The organism is Micromonospora sp. NBC_00860, assembly GCF_045207375.1.
GTDB classification, from domain to species: domain Bacteria; phylum Actinomycetota; class Actinomycetes; order Mycobacteriales; family Micromonosporaceae; genus Micromonospora; species Micromonospora vinacea.
In genome coordinates this window covers 2102845-2117792 of sequence record NZ_CP108825.1, presented here as the reverse complement: position 1 = coordinate 2117792, position 14948 = coordinate 2102845, and the positions used below count along the sequence as shown (strand labels likewise).

The 14948-nt window shown below is 70.8% G+C and carries 16 protein-coding genes; 6 read left to right on the top strand and 10 right to left on the bottom strand.

The window, feature by feature from the left end:
* Positions 1-3: 3 nt before the first annotated feature.
* The 3 genes from OH804_RS09570 to OH804_RS09560 are packed head-to-tail and all read right to left on the bottom strand — an operon-like array spanning position 4 to position 1554.
* Positions 4-582 carry a TetR/AcrR family transcriptional regulator gene (locus OH804_RS09570; protein ID WP_406064405.1) on the bottom strand — a complete coding sequence of 193 codons (579 nt, stop codon included), beginning with the start codon at positions 580-582 and terminating at the stop codon, positions 4-6.
* A 5-nt stretch (positions 583-587) separates the two neighbouring features.
* The gene (locus OH804_RS09565; RefSeq protein ID WP_196923453.1) at positions 588-1148 is read right to left on the bottom strand and encodes a carboxymuconolactone decarboxylase family protein; all 561 of its coding nucleotides are present in this window, start codon (positions 1146-1148) and stop codon (positions 588-590) included.
* A 34-nt stretch (positions 1149-1182) separates the two neighbouring features.
* Positions 1183-1554, bottom strand: coding sequence for a hypothetical protein (locus tag OH804_RS09560; protein WP_196923454.1), 372 nt, complete (start codon positions 1552-1554; stop codon positions 1183-1185).
* 152 nt (positions 1555-1706) lie between these two features.
* Between OH804_RS09560 and OH804_RS09555 the strand changes: the two genes are divergently transcribed.
* Positions 1707-2117: a VOC family protein gene (locus OH804_RS09555; protein WP_406064402.1), complete on the top strand. Its 411-nt coding sequence runs from the start codon at positions 1707-1709 to the stop codon at positions 2115-2117.
* A gap of 102 nt (positions 2118-2219) precedes the next feature.
* On the top strand, positions 2220-3197 hold the full coding sequence (locus OH804_RS09550; protein ID WP_406064400.1) for an aldo/keto reductase: 978 nt from the start codon (positions 2220-2222) through the stop codon (positions 3195-3197).
* On the opposite strand, the gene OH804_RS09545 is transcribed toward OH804_RS09550, so the two are convergent.
* Genes OH804_RS09545 through OH804_RS09535 form a run of 3 tightly spaced genes read right to left on the bottom strand, consistent with a single transcriptional unit; the run spans position 3191 to position 6280 of the window.
* On the bottom strand, positions 3191-3955 hold the full coding sequence (locus tag OH804_RS09545) for a YqjF family protein (protein ID WP_196923457.1): 765 nt from the start codon (positions 3953-3955) through the stop codon (positions 3191-3193). The two genes, OH804_RS09550 and OH804_RS09545, sit on opposite strands and share 7 nt — an antisense overlap.
* Before the next feature lie 37 nt (positions 3956-3992).
* On the bottom strand, positions 3993-5150 hold the full coding sequence (locus tag OH804_RS09540; RefSeq protein WP_406064397.1) for a winged helix DNA-binding domain-containing protein: 1158 nt from the start codon (positions 5148-5150) through the stop codon (positions 3993-3995).
* Complete coding sequence (locus OH804_RS09535) at positions 5147-6280, bottom strand: epoxide hydrolase family protein (RefSeq protein WP_406064395.1); 1134 nt, start codon at positions 6278-6280, stop codon at positions 5147-5149. The genes OH804_RS09540 and OH804_RS09535 overlap by 4 nt, the downstream gene beginning before the upstream one ends.
* A gap of 62 nt (positions 6281-6342) precedes the next feature.
* Between OH804_RS09535 and OH804_RS09530 the strand changes: the two genes are divergently transcribed.
* From OH804_RS09530 to OH804_RS09515, 4 genes are all read left to right on the top strand, one after another.
* The gene (locus tag OH804_RS09530; protein ID WP_406064393.1) at positions 6343-7311 is read left to right on the top strand and encodes a helix-turn-helix transcriptional regulator; all 969 of its coding nucleotides are present in this window, start codon (positions 6343-6345) and stop codon (positions 7309-7311) included.
* Positions 7312-7406: 95 nt separating this feature from the next.
* Complete coding sequence (locus tag OH804_RS09525; RefSeq protein ID WP_406064391.1) at positions 7407-8330, top strand: RNA polymerase sigma factor; 924 nt, start codon at positions 7407-7409, stop codon at positions 8328-8330.
* Between the two features lie 113 nt (positions 8331-8443).
* Positions 8444-9328 carry an alpha/beta fold hydrolase gene (locus tag OH804_RS09520; protein ID WP_406064389.1) on the top strand — a complete coding sequence of 295 codons (885 nt, stop codon included), beginning with the start codon at positions 8444-8446 and terminating at the stop codon, positions 9326-9328.
* Positions 9329-9449: 121 nt separating this feature from the next.
* Positions 9450-9911 carry a DUF5709 domain-containing protein gene (locus tag OH804_RS09515; protein ID WP_406064387.1) on the top strand — a complete coding sequence of 154 codons (462 nt, stop codon included), beginning with the start codon at positions 9450-9452 and terminating at the stop codon, positions 9909-9911.
* A gap of 53 nt (positions 9912-9964) precedes the next feature.
* On the opposite strand, the gene OH804_RS09510 is transcribed toward OH804_RS09515, so the two are convergent.
* From OH804_RS09510 to OH804_RS09495, 4 genes are all read right to left on the bottom strand, one after another.
* Positions 9965-11545 (bottom strand): DHA2 family efflux MFS transporter permease subunit, encoded by a 1581-nt coding sequence (locus tag OH804_RS09510; RefSeq protein WP_196923463.1) that lies wholly within the window; start codon positions 11543-11545, stop codon positions 9965-9967.
* A 621-nt stretch (positions 11546-12166) separates the two neighbouring features.
* The gene (locus OH804_RS09505) at positions 12167-13417 is read right to left on the bottom strand and encodes a DUF222 domain-containing protein (RefSeq protein ID WP_406064385.1); all 1251 of its coding nucleotides are present in this window, start codon (positions 13415-13417) and stop codon (positions 12167-12169) included.
* A gap of 76 nt (positions 13418-13493) precedes the next feature.
* The gene (locus OH804_RS09500; protein ID WP_406064383.1) at positions 13494-14069 is read right to left on the bottom strand and encodes a DinB family protein; all 576 of its coding nucleotides are present in this window, start codon (positions 14067-14069) and stop codon (positions 13494-13496) included.
* Between the two features lie 72 nt (positions 14070-14141).
* Entirely contained in the window at positions 14142-14945 is an 804-nt protein-coding gene (locus OH804_RS09495) for an IclR family transcriptional regulator C-terminal domain-containing protein (RefSeq protein WP_355497678.1), read from the bottom strand.
* Positions 14946-14948: the final 3 nt, after the last annotated feature.

Genomic DNA, 14948 nt, shown 5'->3' with positions numbered 1-14948 from the left:
TCGTCAGGGGCGTAGCGCATTGAGCACCAGGTCGGCGTACCGGCGCCACACCGCCGGGTCGCGCTCGTCGAGCACGATGAGCTGCCGGACCACCCCGCACAGGAGCACCCGGATGTCCAGCACCCCGGCGTCCGGGCGGATCTTGCCGGACGGTCGGGCCGCCGCCACCAGCTGCCCGATCAGGTCCAGGATGCGCGCGGCGGGCACCAGCCGGCCTTCGAAGAACGCGTCGGCGAGGACCCGGTCGCGCGCGAGGCGTCCGAACAGGTCGGGCACGAAGGAACACCACTCCTGGTACGCGTCGACGCCGTCGAGCGCCGCGCGGATGCGCTGCTCCAGCTCCTCGAACTGCCGTTGGACGACCGCGACGATCAGGTCTTCCTTGCTGGGGTAGCTGCGGTACACCGTCGCGCGACCCACCCCGGCCCGCTCGGCCACCTGCGGCACCGTCACCTGGAGACCCTGCTCGCTGAAGAGCTCCCGGGCGGCGGCGATGACCCGCTCCTGATTGCGACGGGCGTCCAGACGCCGATGGGAAGCATCCGGGTCGCTCGACGTCGGCTCGGAGTCGGACTCTGCCATGGATCTCAGTCTGCCCGGCCGGCATCGCCGGAGACCACCCGCTCGTCGCTGTACACCTTGGTGAGTTCGACGTCGAGCACGGTGCAGACCCGGCTGAACGACCAGTAGTAACCCACCACCTGAAGCACCTCCACGATCTCGCGTTCGCTCAGGACGTGCCGCACCTGGTCGAACAGTTCGTCGGAGATGCGTGGAGATCGCACCACCTCGGCGGTGAAGCGGATGAGAGCCCGGTCGGACGGCGACAGCTCCGGGTTGTCGAGGTCCCGAGCGCTGATGATCTCGATGACGCGCTGATCGAGACCGGCCTCCAGGGCCATCGGCCTGTGCTGGGCGGCTTCGAACTCGCACTCCGCGTATTCGGCAACGGTCAGGACGACCAGCTCCCGCGAGCGGGCCGGCAGCTCCAGCGAGGTGAACTGCGCCCTCGCGAGGTCGACGAACAGTTTTACCGTACCGACCGAGTGGGCCAGCATCTTGACCATCGGGTCCGGCGGCAGGGTGGACAGAAGTTCCCGGACGTCCGCCGGGAAGGCGTTCGGGTCGGGGTCGGCGAGACGGGGCATGGTTCTCTCCTGTGCTGTCGTTCGTCGGGGTTGTTCAGGCGACGTCGTCGGCGGGGAGGTCGAAACCGGTCTCGCTGAGGTGGCGGAAGCGGCCGTCCTCGGCGTACGTCCCGAAGATGGCGATCTCTCGCTGGGCGGTCGACCCGTCGGCCAGGGTGATCTCGTAGACGTGCCGTTCGGCGTAGCGGAGGCCGTCGCGCAGCTCGTCGAGGACCCGCACGGTGCCGCTGACGACCTGACCGCGTACCCGGGTCACCATCTCGACGAATCCGGCCCGATCGAGGGTCTCGCCGTCGCTGCGGTGGGTGTAGTCGGGGGCGTAGAACTCGTCGAGCGCTTCGGTCAGGTCGCGGGTCGGCTCGAAGACGACCGCGCGCAGGGCGTCGCTGATCCGTACCGGGGTCATGGGGCTCCTCGTGGGTGACTGTCGGGCACATCCGGACTCACGGGTCCGCTTAGCCTCCACCGTACCGGACTCACGAGTCCGGTACTGGTGAGAGTCGTCACTGAGCAGTTTTGGATAAGCGTCCGGTAGCGCCCACCCCTAGCGTGACGTGCATGTTCACCGCGATCACGCACTCACAGATCTACGTCCTCGACCAGGACAAGGCCCTCGACTTCTACGTCGGCAAGCTCGGCCTGGAGGTCAACGCCGACGTCGACATGGGCTTCATGCGCTGGCTGACCGTCAGCGTCCCCGGCGAGCCGGGTCGCCAGATCCTGTTGGAGAAGCCCGGCCCACCGGCGATGTCCGAGGAGACCGCCGAGCAGGTCCGTGCCCTGGTCACCAAGGGCGCAATGGGCGGCTCGCTCATCTTCTCCACCGACGACTGCCGCAAGACGTACGAGACGCTGCTGGGCCGAGGTGTCGAGTTCACCGAGGAACCCACCGATCGCTTCTACGGGATCGACTGCGCCCTGCGCGACCCGTTCGGCAACAGCATCCGCTTCACCCAGTTGAAATCCTGAATTACAGGACGCTGCCGTACGACGGCTCGCGCTCCACGTCGTACGTGGCGTAGGCGACGCCGGCGTTGGTGGTCCACCCGCTCCGGTCGTAGCGTGGGGCGCATGCGAACCACCACGCTGGGCAGCACCGGACCCGAGGTCGGGGTCATCGGCCTCGGCTGCATGGGCATGAGCCACGGCTACGACATCACCGGCCCTCGCGACGACGACACCTCGATCTCCGTCATCCGTCAGGCACTGGACCTGGGCGCGACGCTGATCGACACGTCGGACGTGTACGGGCCGTACACCAACGAGGAGCTGGTCGGGCGGGCACTGGCCGGCGGGCATCGGGAGCGGGCCGTACTGGCCACGAAGGTCGGCCTGGTGGCCACCTCCCCCAGCGGTGGCCCCGGCAACTCACCGAAGATCGGCAACAACGGTCGCCCGGAGCACATCCGCGCGGCGATCGACGAGAGCCTGCGACGCCTCGGCACCGACCACGTCGACCTGTACCAGTTGCACCGTGTCGACCCGGAGGTGCCCATCGAGGAGTCCTGGGGTGCGATGGCCGAGGTCGTGGCGGCGGGTAAGGCCCGGCAGCTCGGGCTGTCCGAGGTGACGGTCGCGCAGATCGCGCAGGCCCAGGCGGTGCACCCGGTGGCGTCGGTGCAGTCCGAGCTGTCACTGTGGACGCGCGACCCGTTGGCCGAGGTGTTGCCGTACTGCGCCGAGCAGGGCATCGCCTTCCTGCCGTTCTCCCCGCTGGGTCGCGGTTTCCTCGCCGGCCGGTTCACCTCGTTCGACGACCTGCCCGCCGACGACTTCCGGCGTGGCCTGCCGCGCTTCCAGCAGGACGCGCTACGCGCCAACCTCGCCATCGTCGCCCGGGTCCGGGAGATCGCCGACCGGGCGGGCTTCAGCCCCGCGCAGGTAGCCCTCGCGTGGGTCGTGGCCCAGGGTGACCAGGTCATCCCGATCCCCGGCACCAAGACGCCGAAGTACCTGGTGGACAACTGCGCTGCCGCTGACGTGCGGCTCAGCGCCGAGGACCTGGCCGACCTGGACGCGCTGCCCGCCCCCGAGGGTGGCCGCTACTGAGATTCCGGCGGCCCGGCACCCCGCGGCCGGGCCGCCACCGGCGGGCCGAACCTGACCCCGACACCGGGTGAGTAGAGCACGCTCACCGGCGGCCCGACCGGCGCTGGCAGCCCGGCGGCGGCCACCAACTCGTCATCCAGGTGCAGCACCTCGGCGCGGTGCAGCGGCCAGCTCGGATGCCAGTTCGGCAGGTGCAGCGTGCGCCCGTACGCCCGGGTGTGCAGCCCCCAGCGGGCGGTGACGAAGTGTTCGAGCGGGGTCGGGTCGACGATCCGCTCCCCCACCCGCACCACCATCCGGCTCGTCGTTCCCGCCGGCCCCGGCCAGCGCCGCCGGCAACGGTAGGTGCGGCGGTCGCCGTCGCGGTCCAACCGCATCGACGACCAGAGGTACGGCAGGCGCAGCGTCACCCGCGCCACCAGCACCGGCAGCAGGCGGGACGCGTCGAGGGACCGGAACACGACAGCTCGCCGGCCGGCGTCGTCGACCGAGTAGAGCCGGACGTTGGTCTCCCAGAAGGTGCCGAAGTACGGCACCCCGGGGCCACGGCCGAAGCCCAGACCGACCATCCGGAACCCAATCAGGCCGACATAGCTGACCCCCTGCACCGTGTCCGGGCGAGTGCCGGCGGGCAGCAACGGCGCGACGACCTCCGGAGCGACGGCCCAGTGCAGGAAGGTGAGGTCCTCCCAGCGCTGACGCAGGAGCGCCCAGGGAAACGCCTGCCGGGGTGCGTGGTCGACCGGTTCGGGGTGCACGCTCTCATCGTGGCCCAAGCGGTGGGCCGGCGTGGCCTCAGGCGTGCGGACCGACACTGACGGTCCCGATGGTCAGCGACGCCTTACCCTCCAGGATCTCGCCGATCCGTTCGACCTCCTCCGCCAACGCCCGCTGCTGGGCGGCACCAAGCATCCCCAGCGGCTCGACGGCGACCCGGATCGAGCGGCCGGAGCGGCGCTGATGCCACACGCCGGCGACCACCCCGTCCACCAGCAGCACCGGATAGTTGCCGGCCTGGCCACCAGCGAGCGCCCGCTCGGCGGCGGGGCCGGGGAAGAGCCGTTCGCGAGGGTGGCAGCCGACCACGTACGCGTCGAAATACGGCAGCAGCCGCAACCCGGACGGCCGGTCGTCGGGGAACTCGGTGTCGCCGGTAGCCACCCAGGCCGGGGTGCCGTCCACCGTCACCTCGGTCAGGTGCAGCGAGTCGAACAGCAACGTCGCCCACCCCGGGGGCACCGCCAGCCACCGGGCGAACTGCGCCGGGGTGGCCGGCCCGTACGCGTGCAGGTAGCTACGGACGAGGGCGGCCAGGGCGGCAGGGCCGGGCATCGGCGCGAAGTCGGGCAGCCACCGGGTCGGGCTGGTGTACGTGGTGGCCCGACCGCGATTCGGGCCGAAGCAGATCACTCCGCCCCGGGAGGCGGCGGTCATCGCGGCCATCCACCGGGGCCATTTGTCCTGGAACGCCTCCATGACCAGGTCACCCGCCCACGATCCGGTGCGGGCGACAATCTCCTCGGTCAGCTCGGCGGTGGTCAGGTCGGCCTCGGCGACCGCGTCGGCGATGGCCGCGAGGACCTGCTCGGTCTGCCGGGGCGTCAGCAGGATCACGCTCCGCTCCCAGGACGGGGCCGGCAACGCGGTCAGCGCGCCGACCCACATCGGCAGGTCCGCCGCGGCGAGCAGGTGCACGGTCCCGCGCGCCCCACGGGTCTTGACCAGCGTGCGGTCTCTCCACAGTGCCCGGCGCACCTGGTCGCGGGTCGCTCCCGGCACCCGCAGCCCGATGGACAGTTCGGCGGCCGACGCGATCTGGGCGTGCGCGCCGCAGATCGCCGACACCACGTCGGCCATGCGTCCGGCGTCCGGTGCCGGGTCCGGTTTCGGCGTGCGGAGCCGGTGCCGCGCAAGCCGTCGGGCGGACACCTGATCCCAGCTCAGCTCGGTCATCGCAGGCCCGCGAAGAACGCGCGGATGTCCGCCGCGTGCGCCAGAGGCTCGTCCATCGCCACGAAGTGGCTGCCCGGGTTTCCCTGCGGCCAGTGGACGATGGTGTTGTCCCGCTCGGCGAGACGGCGCATCAGCGCGGACCCGCCGCCGTACACACCGGACGGCACCCGCCGTTGACCCGTGGGCCAGGCGAAACCGCCGTCGTCGGCGATGGTGAGTCGCTCGTACATGGGCCACGACGACGTTCCCGACGTGCCGGTGAACCAGTAGAGGCTCACGTTGGTGAGCAGGTGGTCCCGGTCGATGGCCTGCTCCGGTGTCGGCACCGTCATGGTGAACTCCTTGAACTTCTGCATCATCCAGGCCAACAACCCGACCGGCGAGTCGTTCCAGGCGTACGAGAAGGTCTGCGGCGCCGCTCGCAGCAGCGCGTGATGGTCGACGCCGCCGCTCATCCACTGCTGCATCTGCTCCCACTCGCCGCGTTCCGCCGCGCTCATGTCCGGCGCGTCGGCAGCGGTCGGGAAGCCGAACCCGCCGTCGATGTGCACGCCGACGACCTGATCCGGCGCCACCGCGGCCACCCGCGGCGCGACGTACGCACCGAGGTCGCCGCCCTGGGTGCCGTAGCGGTGGTAGCCGAGGCGGGCCATCAGCTCCGCCCACATCCGGGCGAGCCGGTCGATCGTGAACCCGGCCGGGGGTGCCTGGGAGAAACCGTAGCCGGGCACCGACGGCACCACCAGGTGAAACGCCTGTGCGGGATCCCCGCCATGAGCGCGTGGGTCGGACAGCGGGCCGATCAGCTCGGTGAACTCGACCACGGAGTTCGGCCAGCCGTGCGTCACCAGCAACGGCAGGGCGTCCGGCTCCGGCGAGCGGACGTGCAGCAGGTGCACGTCCAAGCCGTCGATCTCGGTGACGAACTGGGGGAGGTCGTTCAACCGCGACTCGTACGCACGCCAGTCGTAACCACTCGCCCAGTACCCGGCCAGCTCACGGAGGTAGTCCACCGGCACCCCCCGGCTCCAGCCGGCGCCGGGCAACGAGCGGGGCCACCGGGTGCGGGAGAGCCGGTCACGCAGGTCGTCGAGGTCCGACTGCGGGATGTCGATGCGAAATGGCGTCATGCCGGAAACGCTACGGCCCATATAGGACAGGTTCTGGCACACATGGCTGGCATTCTGGAACCATGTCCGACACCCCCGCCCGACTGCTGGGCCTGCTGTCACTGCTGCAGACGCCCCGCGAGTGGCCCGGCAGCGAACTGGCCACCCGGCTCGGCGTCAGCCTGCGCACCATCCGGCGCGACGTGGAGCGACTACGCGACCTCGGCTACCCGGTGCAGGCGACGATGGGTGCGATCGGTGGATACCGCCTGGTCGCCGGCAAGGCGATGCCGCCACTGTTGCTCGACGACGACGAGGCGGTGGCGATCGCGGTCGGCCTGCGCACCGCCGCCGGTCATGCGGTGGCCGGCATCGAGGAGGCCTCGGTACGAGCGCTGGCGAAGCTCGAACAGGTGCTGCCCTCCCGGCTGCGTCACCGCGTCAGCGCCCTGGGGGCGGCGACCGAACCGCTGCTCACCTGGGAGCGACCGACGGTCGACCCGGAGCACCTGAGCACCCTGGCCGCCGCCGTCAACAACCGGGAGCGGCTGCGGTTCACCTACCGCCGTCGCGACGGTGTGGACGCCGAACGGCTCGTTGAGCCCTACAAGCTGGTGTCGGCGGGCCGGCGCTGGTATCTGGTGGGCTACGACAACGACCGCGACGACTGGCGGATCTTCCGGGTCGACCGGATCACCGCCCTCCGATCCACTGGGACCCGGGTCGCCGCCCGGCAACTGCCGGCGTCGGACGCCGCCTCGTTCATGACGGAGAAGTTACTTGAGCTGACCCCCGTCTACCGGGCGGTGGTGACGCTGTACGCGCCGGTCGAGCGGATGGCGGGCCCGCTCGGCGGCAGCGGCTTCGACCTGGAGCCGATCGACGCGACCTCGTGTCGGCTGCGCAGCAACGCCGACACGCTGGAGTGGCTGGCGTGGCGCCTGCTGACCCTCGGTTGCGACCTGGAGGTGCACGAGCCGCCCGAGTTGATCGCACACCTGCGGCAGCTCGGCAGCCGGGCCACCCGCGCTGCCAGCCCATCCGCAGGGTAGGACGGTCGACCGGCCCGGGGCGTCGGCCCGCCGGCCCGCCGTACGCTTGATGGAGCACAAGCGTTCAGAACGGGTTTTTCGGGGAGGAACTGGACGTGACGCAGAGCGACGCGGAGCTGGTTGTGCTCGCGCAGGCGGGCGACGCGGCCGCGCTGGGGGCGCTGCTGGCCCGGCACGAGGCCGGGATGCGGGCCGTCGCGTTGAGCGTCCTCGGTTACGGGCCGGACGCCGAGGACGCGGTGCAGGACACGATGGTCGTCGCCCTGCGTCGCATCGGCGAGGTCCGCGACCCGAACGCCGTCGGCCCCTGGTTGCGGGCCATCGTCCGCAACAACAGCCGGATGGCGTTGCGCGGACCCAGAGCCGTCCCGGTCGCCGAGCCGGAGTGGTTCACCCGGCCCGCCGACACACCCACCCCGGAGGAGGCGCTGGACCGGGCCGCGATGCGCGACTGGGTGTGGCACTCCCTCGGGCAACTGTCCGAACCTGACCGGCTCGTCACCCTGCTGCGCTACTTCAGCGACGCGTCCTCGTACGAGCAGATCGCGGCCGTGTGTGGCGTGCCGGTCGGCACCGTCCGCAGCCGCCTCAGCCACGCCCGCCGTGCGCTCGCCGGCGGCCTCCGCACGGCGGCGGACGCCGCGCACCCGGACGTCACCGCCTCGAACGACTCGCGATGGCGCGAGGGCCGCGACATGATCACCACGGCGATGGGCGGCGACTTCGAGCGGGTGGTCCGCGAGAGCTGGTGGCCGGACGCCGAGATGATCGTGCCGGGCGGCCCGCGCGGTGGCCGTGACCTGGCGATCAACGGGATGAACCGCGACCTGGCCGCCGGCGTACGGCAGCGGCTGCGCAACGTGGTGACCAGCGGCGACGTGCTGATCTGGGAGACCGACCTGATCAGCCCGCCCGACGACCCGGAGCACTGCCCACCCGCGGCGCTGTGGTTGCAGGTGCTGCGCGAGGGCCGGGTACGCCAACTCACCCTCTTCCACCCCGCCCCGGCGCTGGTCTGAAAAAACTTCCCCGACCGAGCGAACTTTCCTCCCGACCCGCGCATCTGGTCCGCGTCATGCACCAGTCGCCGTGTCGGCGGACGCCGCGCGGGTCTCGGATCGGGAGATAGTTCATGGGTTTCACCAGCCACGACGTCAGCGCCCTCGCACCCGGTGCGCACACGTTCACAGTGGATGGCGTTCGGCAGGTCTACCACGTCGCCGGCACCGGCCCGGTCTGCGTGGCGCACTCCGGCGGCCCGGGCATCGGGTGGGCGTACCTGCGGACGCCCAGCCTTGAGGCGCACTTCACCATGGTCTACGTCGAGCCGGTGGGTACGGGCGCGTCGGGGCAGCTCGACAACTCCGACGATTACAGTCTCGACACGTATGTCCGGTTCCTGCACGCCGTCGTCGAGCACCTCGGCGAACCCCGGGTGTACCTCCTCGGGCACTCGCACGGCGGTTTCGTCGTCCAGCGGTACGCGCTCGCGCACCCGGACCGGATCGCCGGCCTCGCCCTGTACGACACCTCGCCCGTCACCGGCGCCGAGTTCTGGGCCGAGGCCATGGCCGGCCTCGCCGCCTACCCGCAGCGGCACCCGGATCGGCCGGAGGCGGCGGCGGTCCCGGCCGCCTTCGCGCAGATCGGCGGCGCGACTGACGACGAGTCGCTGAGGGCCGCGCTGCGCGCCGCCCTGCCGGTGTACTTCGCGGACTTCTGGGGCCGACAGGACGAGTTCGTCCCGTTCCAGGCGGCCGTCCGGATCTGGGCGACGCCCGCCGGCGCGCAGGACCCCACGCCCTTCGACGTCCGGGAGAACCTCGGTGAGATCACTGTGCCCGTCGTGGTGATCGTCGGGGCGTACGACTTCATCTGCGGCCCCCGCTGGGCCGAGCAGTTGCACGCGGGGCTTCCGGACTCGCGGCTGGTGACGTTGGAGCGAAGCGGACACTTCGCGCACATCGAGCAGCCGGTGGAGTTCACCGACGCCGTGGCGGAGCTGCTGAAGCGGTGACCCGCAGCGGCACCGCCCGCCCCGAGGTCCGTTCGTCACACCGGGCAGGCCTCGCGGGACGTGCGCGTTGCACGGTCATAGGCTGAGCGCTTTGCTGCACCGGAACGAAGAGGAGACCGCCGTGAGCCAGACCGAACGAGTGGATTCCGTCGACGAGTGGAACGTGGCCGAGGACGACGGGGTCCTGGACGCCTCCGACACCCTCGACGACGACCGGGTCGGCGACCCCCTCGACACCGGCATCATCGCCGAGGACCACTGGACGGCGGCGAACCGGTTCGGCACCACGCCGGCCGAGGAGCGGGCGGGCGAGTCCCTGGCGCAGCACCTCGCCCAGGAGGTGCCGGATGTCGACCCGTACGCCGAGGGTGGCGACGACGAGGACGAGCTGACCCGCCGGGGGTACGAGGCGGAGGCGCGCGCCGGCCGTCTCGTCGCCTACGACGAGGGCGTCCGCGAGGACGACGAGGCCGAGTCGGTGGCGTGGGACGCCGGCATCGACGCTGGTGCCGCCAGCGCGGAGGAAGCGGCGATCCACCTGGTCGAGGACCCGGACGGGCCTGGCGACGGTCCGTTGCGCTGACGCCGTACCCGCCGCGCCCAACACCTCAGGAGGTGCCGGGCGCGGCGGGTCGGTCAGTGGATGACGACGGGCGTCCTGACCTGCTCGCCCTGCGGGTCGTCGAGCTGCGCCGGCTGACGTCGTCGCGGCAGGAACGCCGCCGGGATGAGCGTGAGCACAACAAGCGCGAACGCGACCCAGAACGTGCTGGCGAACGACTTGGCGGCGAAGTCGAGCCCGCGCTCGATGAGCGACGGGTCCACCGGCATCTGCTGAAGCAGCTCCGGCCGCTGCTGGGAGGCGATGGCCAGCCCGGCCTCGGTGACCGGCTTGCCGCTCTCGTCCACCAGGCCGGGGATCTGCCGCGAGCCGTTCAGCTCGTTGGTGAGGATCACCGACATCACGGCGGCACCGACCGAGCCGCCGATCTGCTGGAGGATGTTGACCAGCGTCGAGCCCCGGGCCACGTCGTTGGCCGACAACGTCCGCAGCGCCGACGTCATGATCGGCATCATCGTGCCGCCCATGCCGAGGCCCATCACGAACAGCGAACCGCCGAGCAGCCAGTACGACGTCTGCGGGTCGACCTGGGTGAAGCCGAAGAACCCGACGACGATGAGACCCAGCGCGAACGGGACGGTACGCCCGATCGGCACCCGGTCGGCCAGCGTGCCGGCGATCGGCATGGTGATCATCGCGCCGATGCCCTGCGGGGCCATCAGCAGGCCGGCGGCCAGCGTCGACTCGCCGCGCACCTGCAGGAAGTAGCTCGGGAACAGCAGGCCGGCGCCCATGAACGCGATGATGAACACGAACATCGTCACCGACGCGATGGTCAGGCTGCGGTTGCGGAACAGCCGCAGGTCGAGCAGCGGGTGCCGGGGCTTGAACGAGTAGAGCACGAACGCCACCACCAGCGCACCGCCGACCAGCATCGGGGCCCAGACCTTGGCCTCGGCGAAGGTGCCCGCCTCCGGCAGGGACGACACGCCGTAGAGGAAGAGGGCGAGGCCCGGCGAGAGCATGAGCATGCCGACGAAGTCGAACGACTCGGACGGCTCGGGCGCGTCCTTCGGCAGCGCGAACTGCGCGTAGATCAGGGCGATCACGCCGATCGGCAGGTTGATCAGGAAGATCCAGTGCCAGCTCGCGGTGTCGATCAGCCAACCGCCGAGGATCGGGCCGCCGATCGGCCCCAGCAGCATCGGGATGCCGAGCACTGCCATCAACCGGCCGATCCGGTGCGGGCCGGCCGCCCGGGTCATGATGGTCATGCCCAGCGGCATCAGCATGCCGCCGCCGAGGCCCTGCAGGACCCGGTAGCCGATCAGCTCACCGATCGTGTCGGCCATGGCGCAGAGCCCCGACCCGATGGTGAACAGGGCCAACGCCACCATGTAGAGCCGTTTGGTGCCGAACCGGTCCGCCGCCCACCCGCTGAGCGGGATCACTGTGGCGAGGGCGAGGGTGTAGGCGGTCATGGTCCAGGCGACGCGGGCGTAGGACGCGTCGAACTCGTTCTGGAATGTGGGCAGCGCCACGCTGACCACCGTCACGTCGAGGATCGACATGATCGCGCCAAGGACGACGACGCCCGCCACCTTGAGCACCGCACCGTCGAGTTTGTCCGATGTCGCGATGGATTGCTGTGTCACTAACTCTCCTGAAGTCGATTGAGCCGGCCGATGGTGGGCGGTGGCGGCGATGCCGCGCCTACCGGGCGCGGGGCGCGACGTACCAGGGCAGCGACGCGCCGAGGCAGACTAACCGCCAGTTGTGACGATTCGCCGCCGGATTTCGTGACCGGCCGGCCGCGTATCCGAACGGCCGCCCATTTACAGCCGCTCGTCGGGGTGGCGATCAGCCAGCAGCGCGACAGAACTTCCTGATCATCGCGGCCTGCCCCGGCTTCGTCGCGACCGTCCTCAACGGCTTCCGCGGCGTCGGTACCCCCGGGAACAGGGCGCGGCGATCGCGGTCCGCCTAGCGACCGTGCCCGACGACGGGCCGACCGGCGGGGTCTTCGAGGACGCCGGTGTGGCGCCATGGTGATTACCGGTCCGCCGAACGTGGCCAGGCAAGAAATCCACACGCAGGCCACTCGCGACCCGGTCCGACATGCCCTCATTGTTCCGCCGCCGCCAGCTGAGCGAGAGTGCGGCGTGCCGGACACGGGCCCCGTGCCTCGCACCGCCTCGGTGGCCTTGGAGTTGGGGCGCGCCGGGCTGCCACTCGATCGGTCTGCCGACCGGGTGATCGTTGTGGGCTGGTGGTGCTCACGTTCGTCGGTGGTAGTGGTTGCGGCGGGGAACCTGGTCGGGGTCGAGCCAGGCCGGTGGCACGAATTCGGGGTGGCCGTCGCCTGCCAATCGCACGACCCAGTCGCTGTGGTGCAGGTGCCGGTGGTGATGGCCGCAGAGCAGGACGGCGTTGTCGAGGCTGGTGTCGCCGCCGTCGGACCAGTGGTGGATGTGGTGGGCATCGCACCAGCGCGGTGGTCGGTCGCAGCCCGGGAAGGCGCAGCCACGGTCCCGCAGCACCAGAGCCCGCCGGAGGGGGCCGGTGATGAGGCGGCGTTGTCGGCCGAGGTCAAGCGGTTGGCCTGCTCCGCTGAGGACGGCGGGGAGGATGGCGGCGTCGCAGGCGAGGCGGCGCACGGCCTCGGGGGTGAGAAGTAGGCCGGTGTCGAGGGCGCCACTGCCCAGTTGCCGGGTCAGCCCGTCATAGCTGGTGGTGACGACGATCTGGGCGGGATCACCGCCGTGCTCGGGCAACTCGCCGCAGCGCAGGGCGAGGCGGCACACCTCACCGAGGGCGTCGTGCCGGCGTTGGCCGGAAGAGCGCTGGTCGTCAGGGCCCGAGGGTGCGCTGAGTGGGTCGATGACGGCACGGAGCAGCCCGGCGGTCTCGGTGTCGAGAATGCCGGTGAGTCGCAGGCGGCCGTCGGTGAGGGTGGAGAGGGTGAGGTGGCGGTCGCGGGTGGCGCGGGCGGCTTCGGCGTCCAAGGCGGCTTTGGCAGCGGCGTCGGCGATGCCGGGTGCGACGTGGTCGAGGATCCGGGTGCTGAGTTTGCGTAAGAGGGTGGGATCGAATTGCCCGGCCCACTCGACGAGCACTCCGAGGGCCTTGTCGGCGGCCTCGGGACCGGCGGCGGTCTGCACGCTGTCGACCGTGTCGGCGATGACCCGGGCCTGGTCGACGGTGATGTGGCCATCGGTCAGTGCGTGGCGTACACCAGGGTTGCCGGTGTCAAGGACCTCGGCGAGGTCGACGAGGCGGCGGGCGGCCGGGATGCTGAGGCGCAACCGTTCGCGAAGCCAGACCGCGGTGGAGGAGGCGCCCTGCGCGGTGGCGGTGCCTCGGCCGTCAAGTTCACGGATCAGGGCCAGTTTCACCGCGGCGAGACGCTGCTCGATGCGGTGCACGGTGTCGAGCGCGGCGATCAGCTCGTCCTCGGGCTGTGCCCAGGTGGCCGTTTCGGCGCAGGCCGCGATGGCATCCTCTGCCTGCGCCAACCCTTCGACCACGACCAGAAGCTAGTACAGGTGTACGACAGTTCGGTCATCATGATCGATCCGCTGCGGGCCCGACAGGCGAACGGAGCTAGCTGCTGCGTTTGCTGGCGTCGAGGGCAGCCTGCTCCACCCGCTGGCGGTGGTCCAGCCACCATGACTCGTCCACGGGGGGCAGGTTGTCGTTCTTGGGCAGCAACCCGGCAGCGCCGTCGACGAGCTCGCGCACGATGTCAGCGTGGCCGGCATGCCGTTGGGTTTCTGCGATGACGTGGACCAGGACGTGGTGCAACGTGACCGCCGCATCGCCCCACCACGGCACGTGGCCGACCTCATCCAGCGCAAGGGCTTCGATGGTGGTGTCGGCGTGGGCGATCGCGCGACGGTACAGTCCGACGATCTCCTCGCGGGTCTCATCCGCGGTCGCCCACATGTCGGCATTGGGCTCCACCCCGTCGCCGATGTAGGGCAGCTCCTGCTCGAACGGTCGGCCGAACACGACGCCGAAGTACAGGATCTCCATGGCCGCCGCGTGCTTCACCAGACCGAGCAAGTTGGTAGCGGTCGGGGTCAACGGACGCCGAATGTCGTATTCGCCGAGCCCGTCGAGCTTCCACAGCAGCGACTCGCGGCCGCCCTTCAGGTAACTGCACAGGTCCGCCTTCATCGCGGCACTATGGCATCCGGCTGGGTGTCGGCGCTGCCCCGGACGATCGACGAAGCTCGTGATCGGTAGGACCTACGCCGTGACCACCGGCACTGCGGCGGTGAGCGCCCAGTCGTGCCCGATGTCGGCGGCCGCGCGCAACAACCTCGGAAGGTGCTCCTCGCGCAGGGTCTCCAGCGAGGTCTCGGCGGCGTGCACTGTGACGTTGATGGCGGCGACGACCCGACCGTCGCCGTCGCGTACGCCGGTGGCGACGGACCGGATTCCCGGTGCCAGGTCCTGGTCGGCGAGCGCCCAGCCCTTGGCCCGGACCTCGCGCAGCACGGCGTCGAGGTCGCCCGGTGCGGGCTGCCAGCGCGGCGTGATGCCGGAGCGGCTGGGCTCGGCGAGGACGGTCGCCAGAGTGTCCGGTGGGAGGGCCGCGAGCAGCACCTTGCCCATCGACGTCGCGGGTGCCGGGAAGCGGGTGCCGATGGTGACGCCCAGGGTGACGATCTTGGGGACGGCCACCCGGGCGACGTAGACGATGTCGCTGCCGTCGAGCTGGGCCATCGAGGTCGACTCGTTGGTCTGCGCGACGAGCTTCTCCATGTGCGGCCGGGCCACGTCCCACATGTTCAGCGCGTTGACGTACGCCATCCCCAGCTCCAGGACGCGCGGGGTCAGGGTGTGGCCGCGGCCGACCGCGCGGACGTACCCCAGCGATTCGAGCGTGATGAGGATGCGCCGGACGGTGGGGCGGGCCAGGCCGGTGGCGGCGGCCAGCTCGCTGAGCGTCATCGAGGGGCAGGCGGGACGGAAGGAGCGCAGGACGTCGAGGCCACGGGCGAGAGCCTCGATGAAGTCGGGCCCGGCGCCCCTTCCGTTGTCACTCATGTC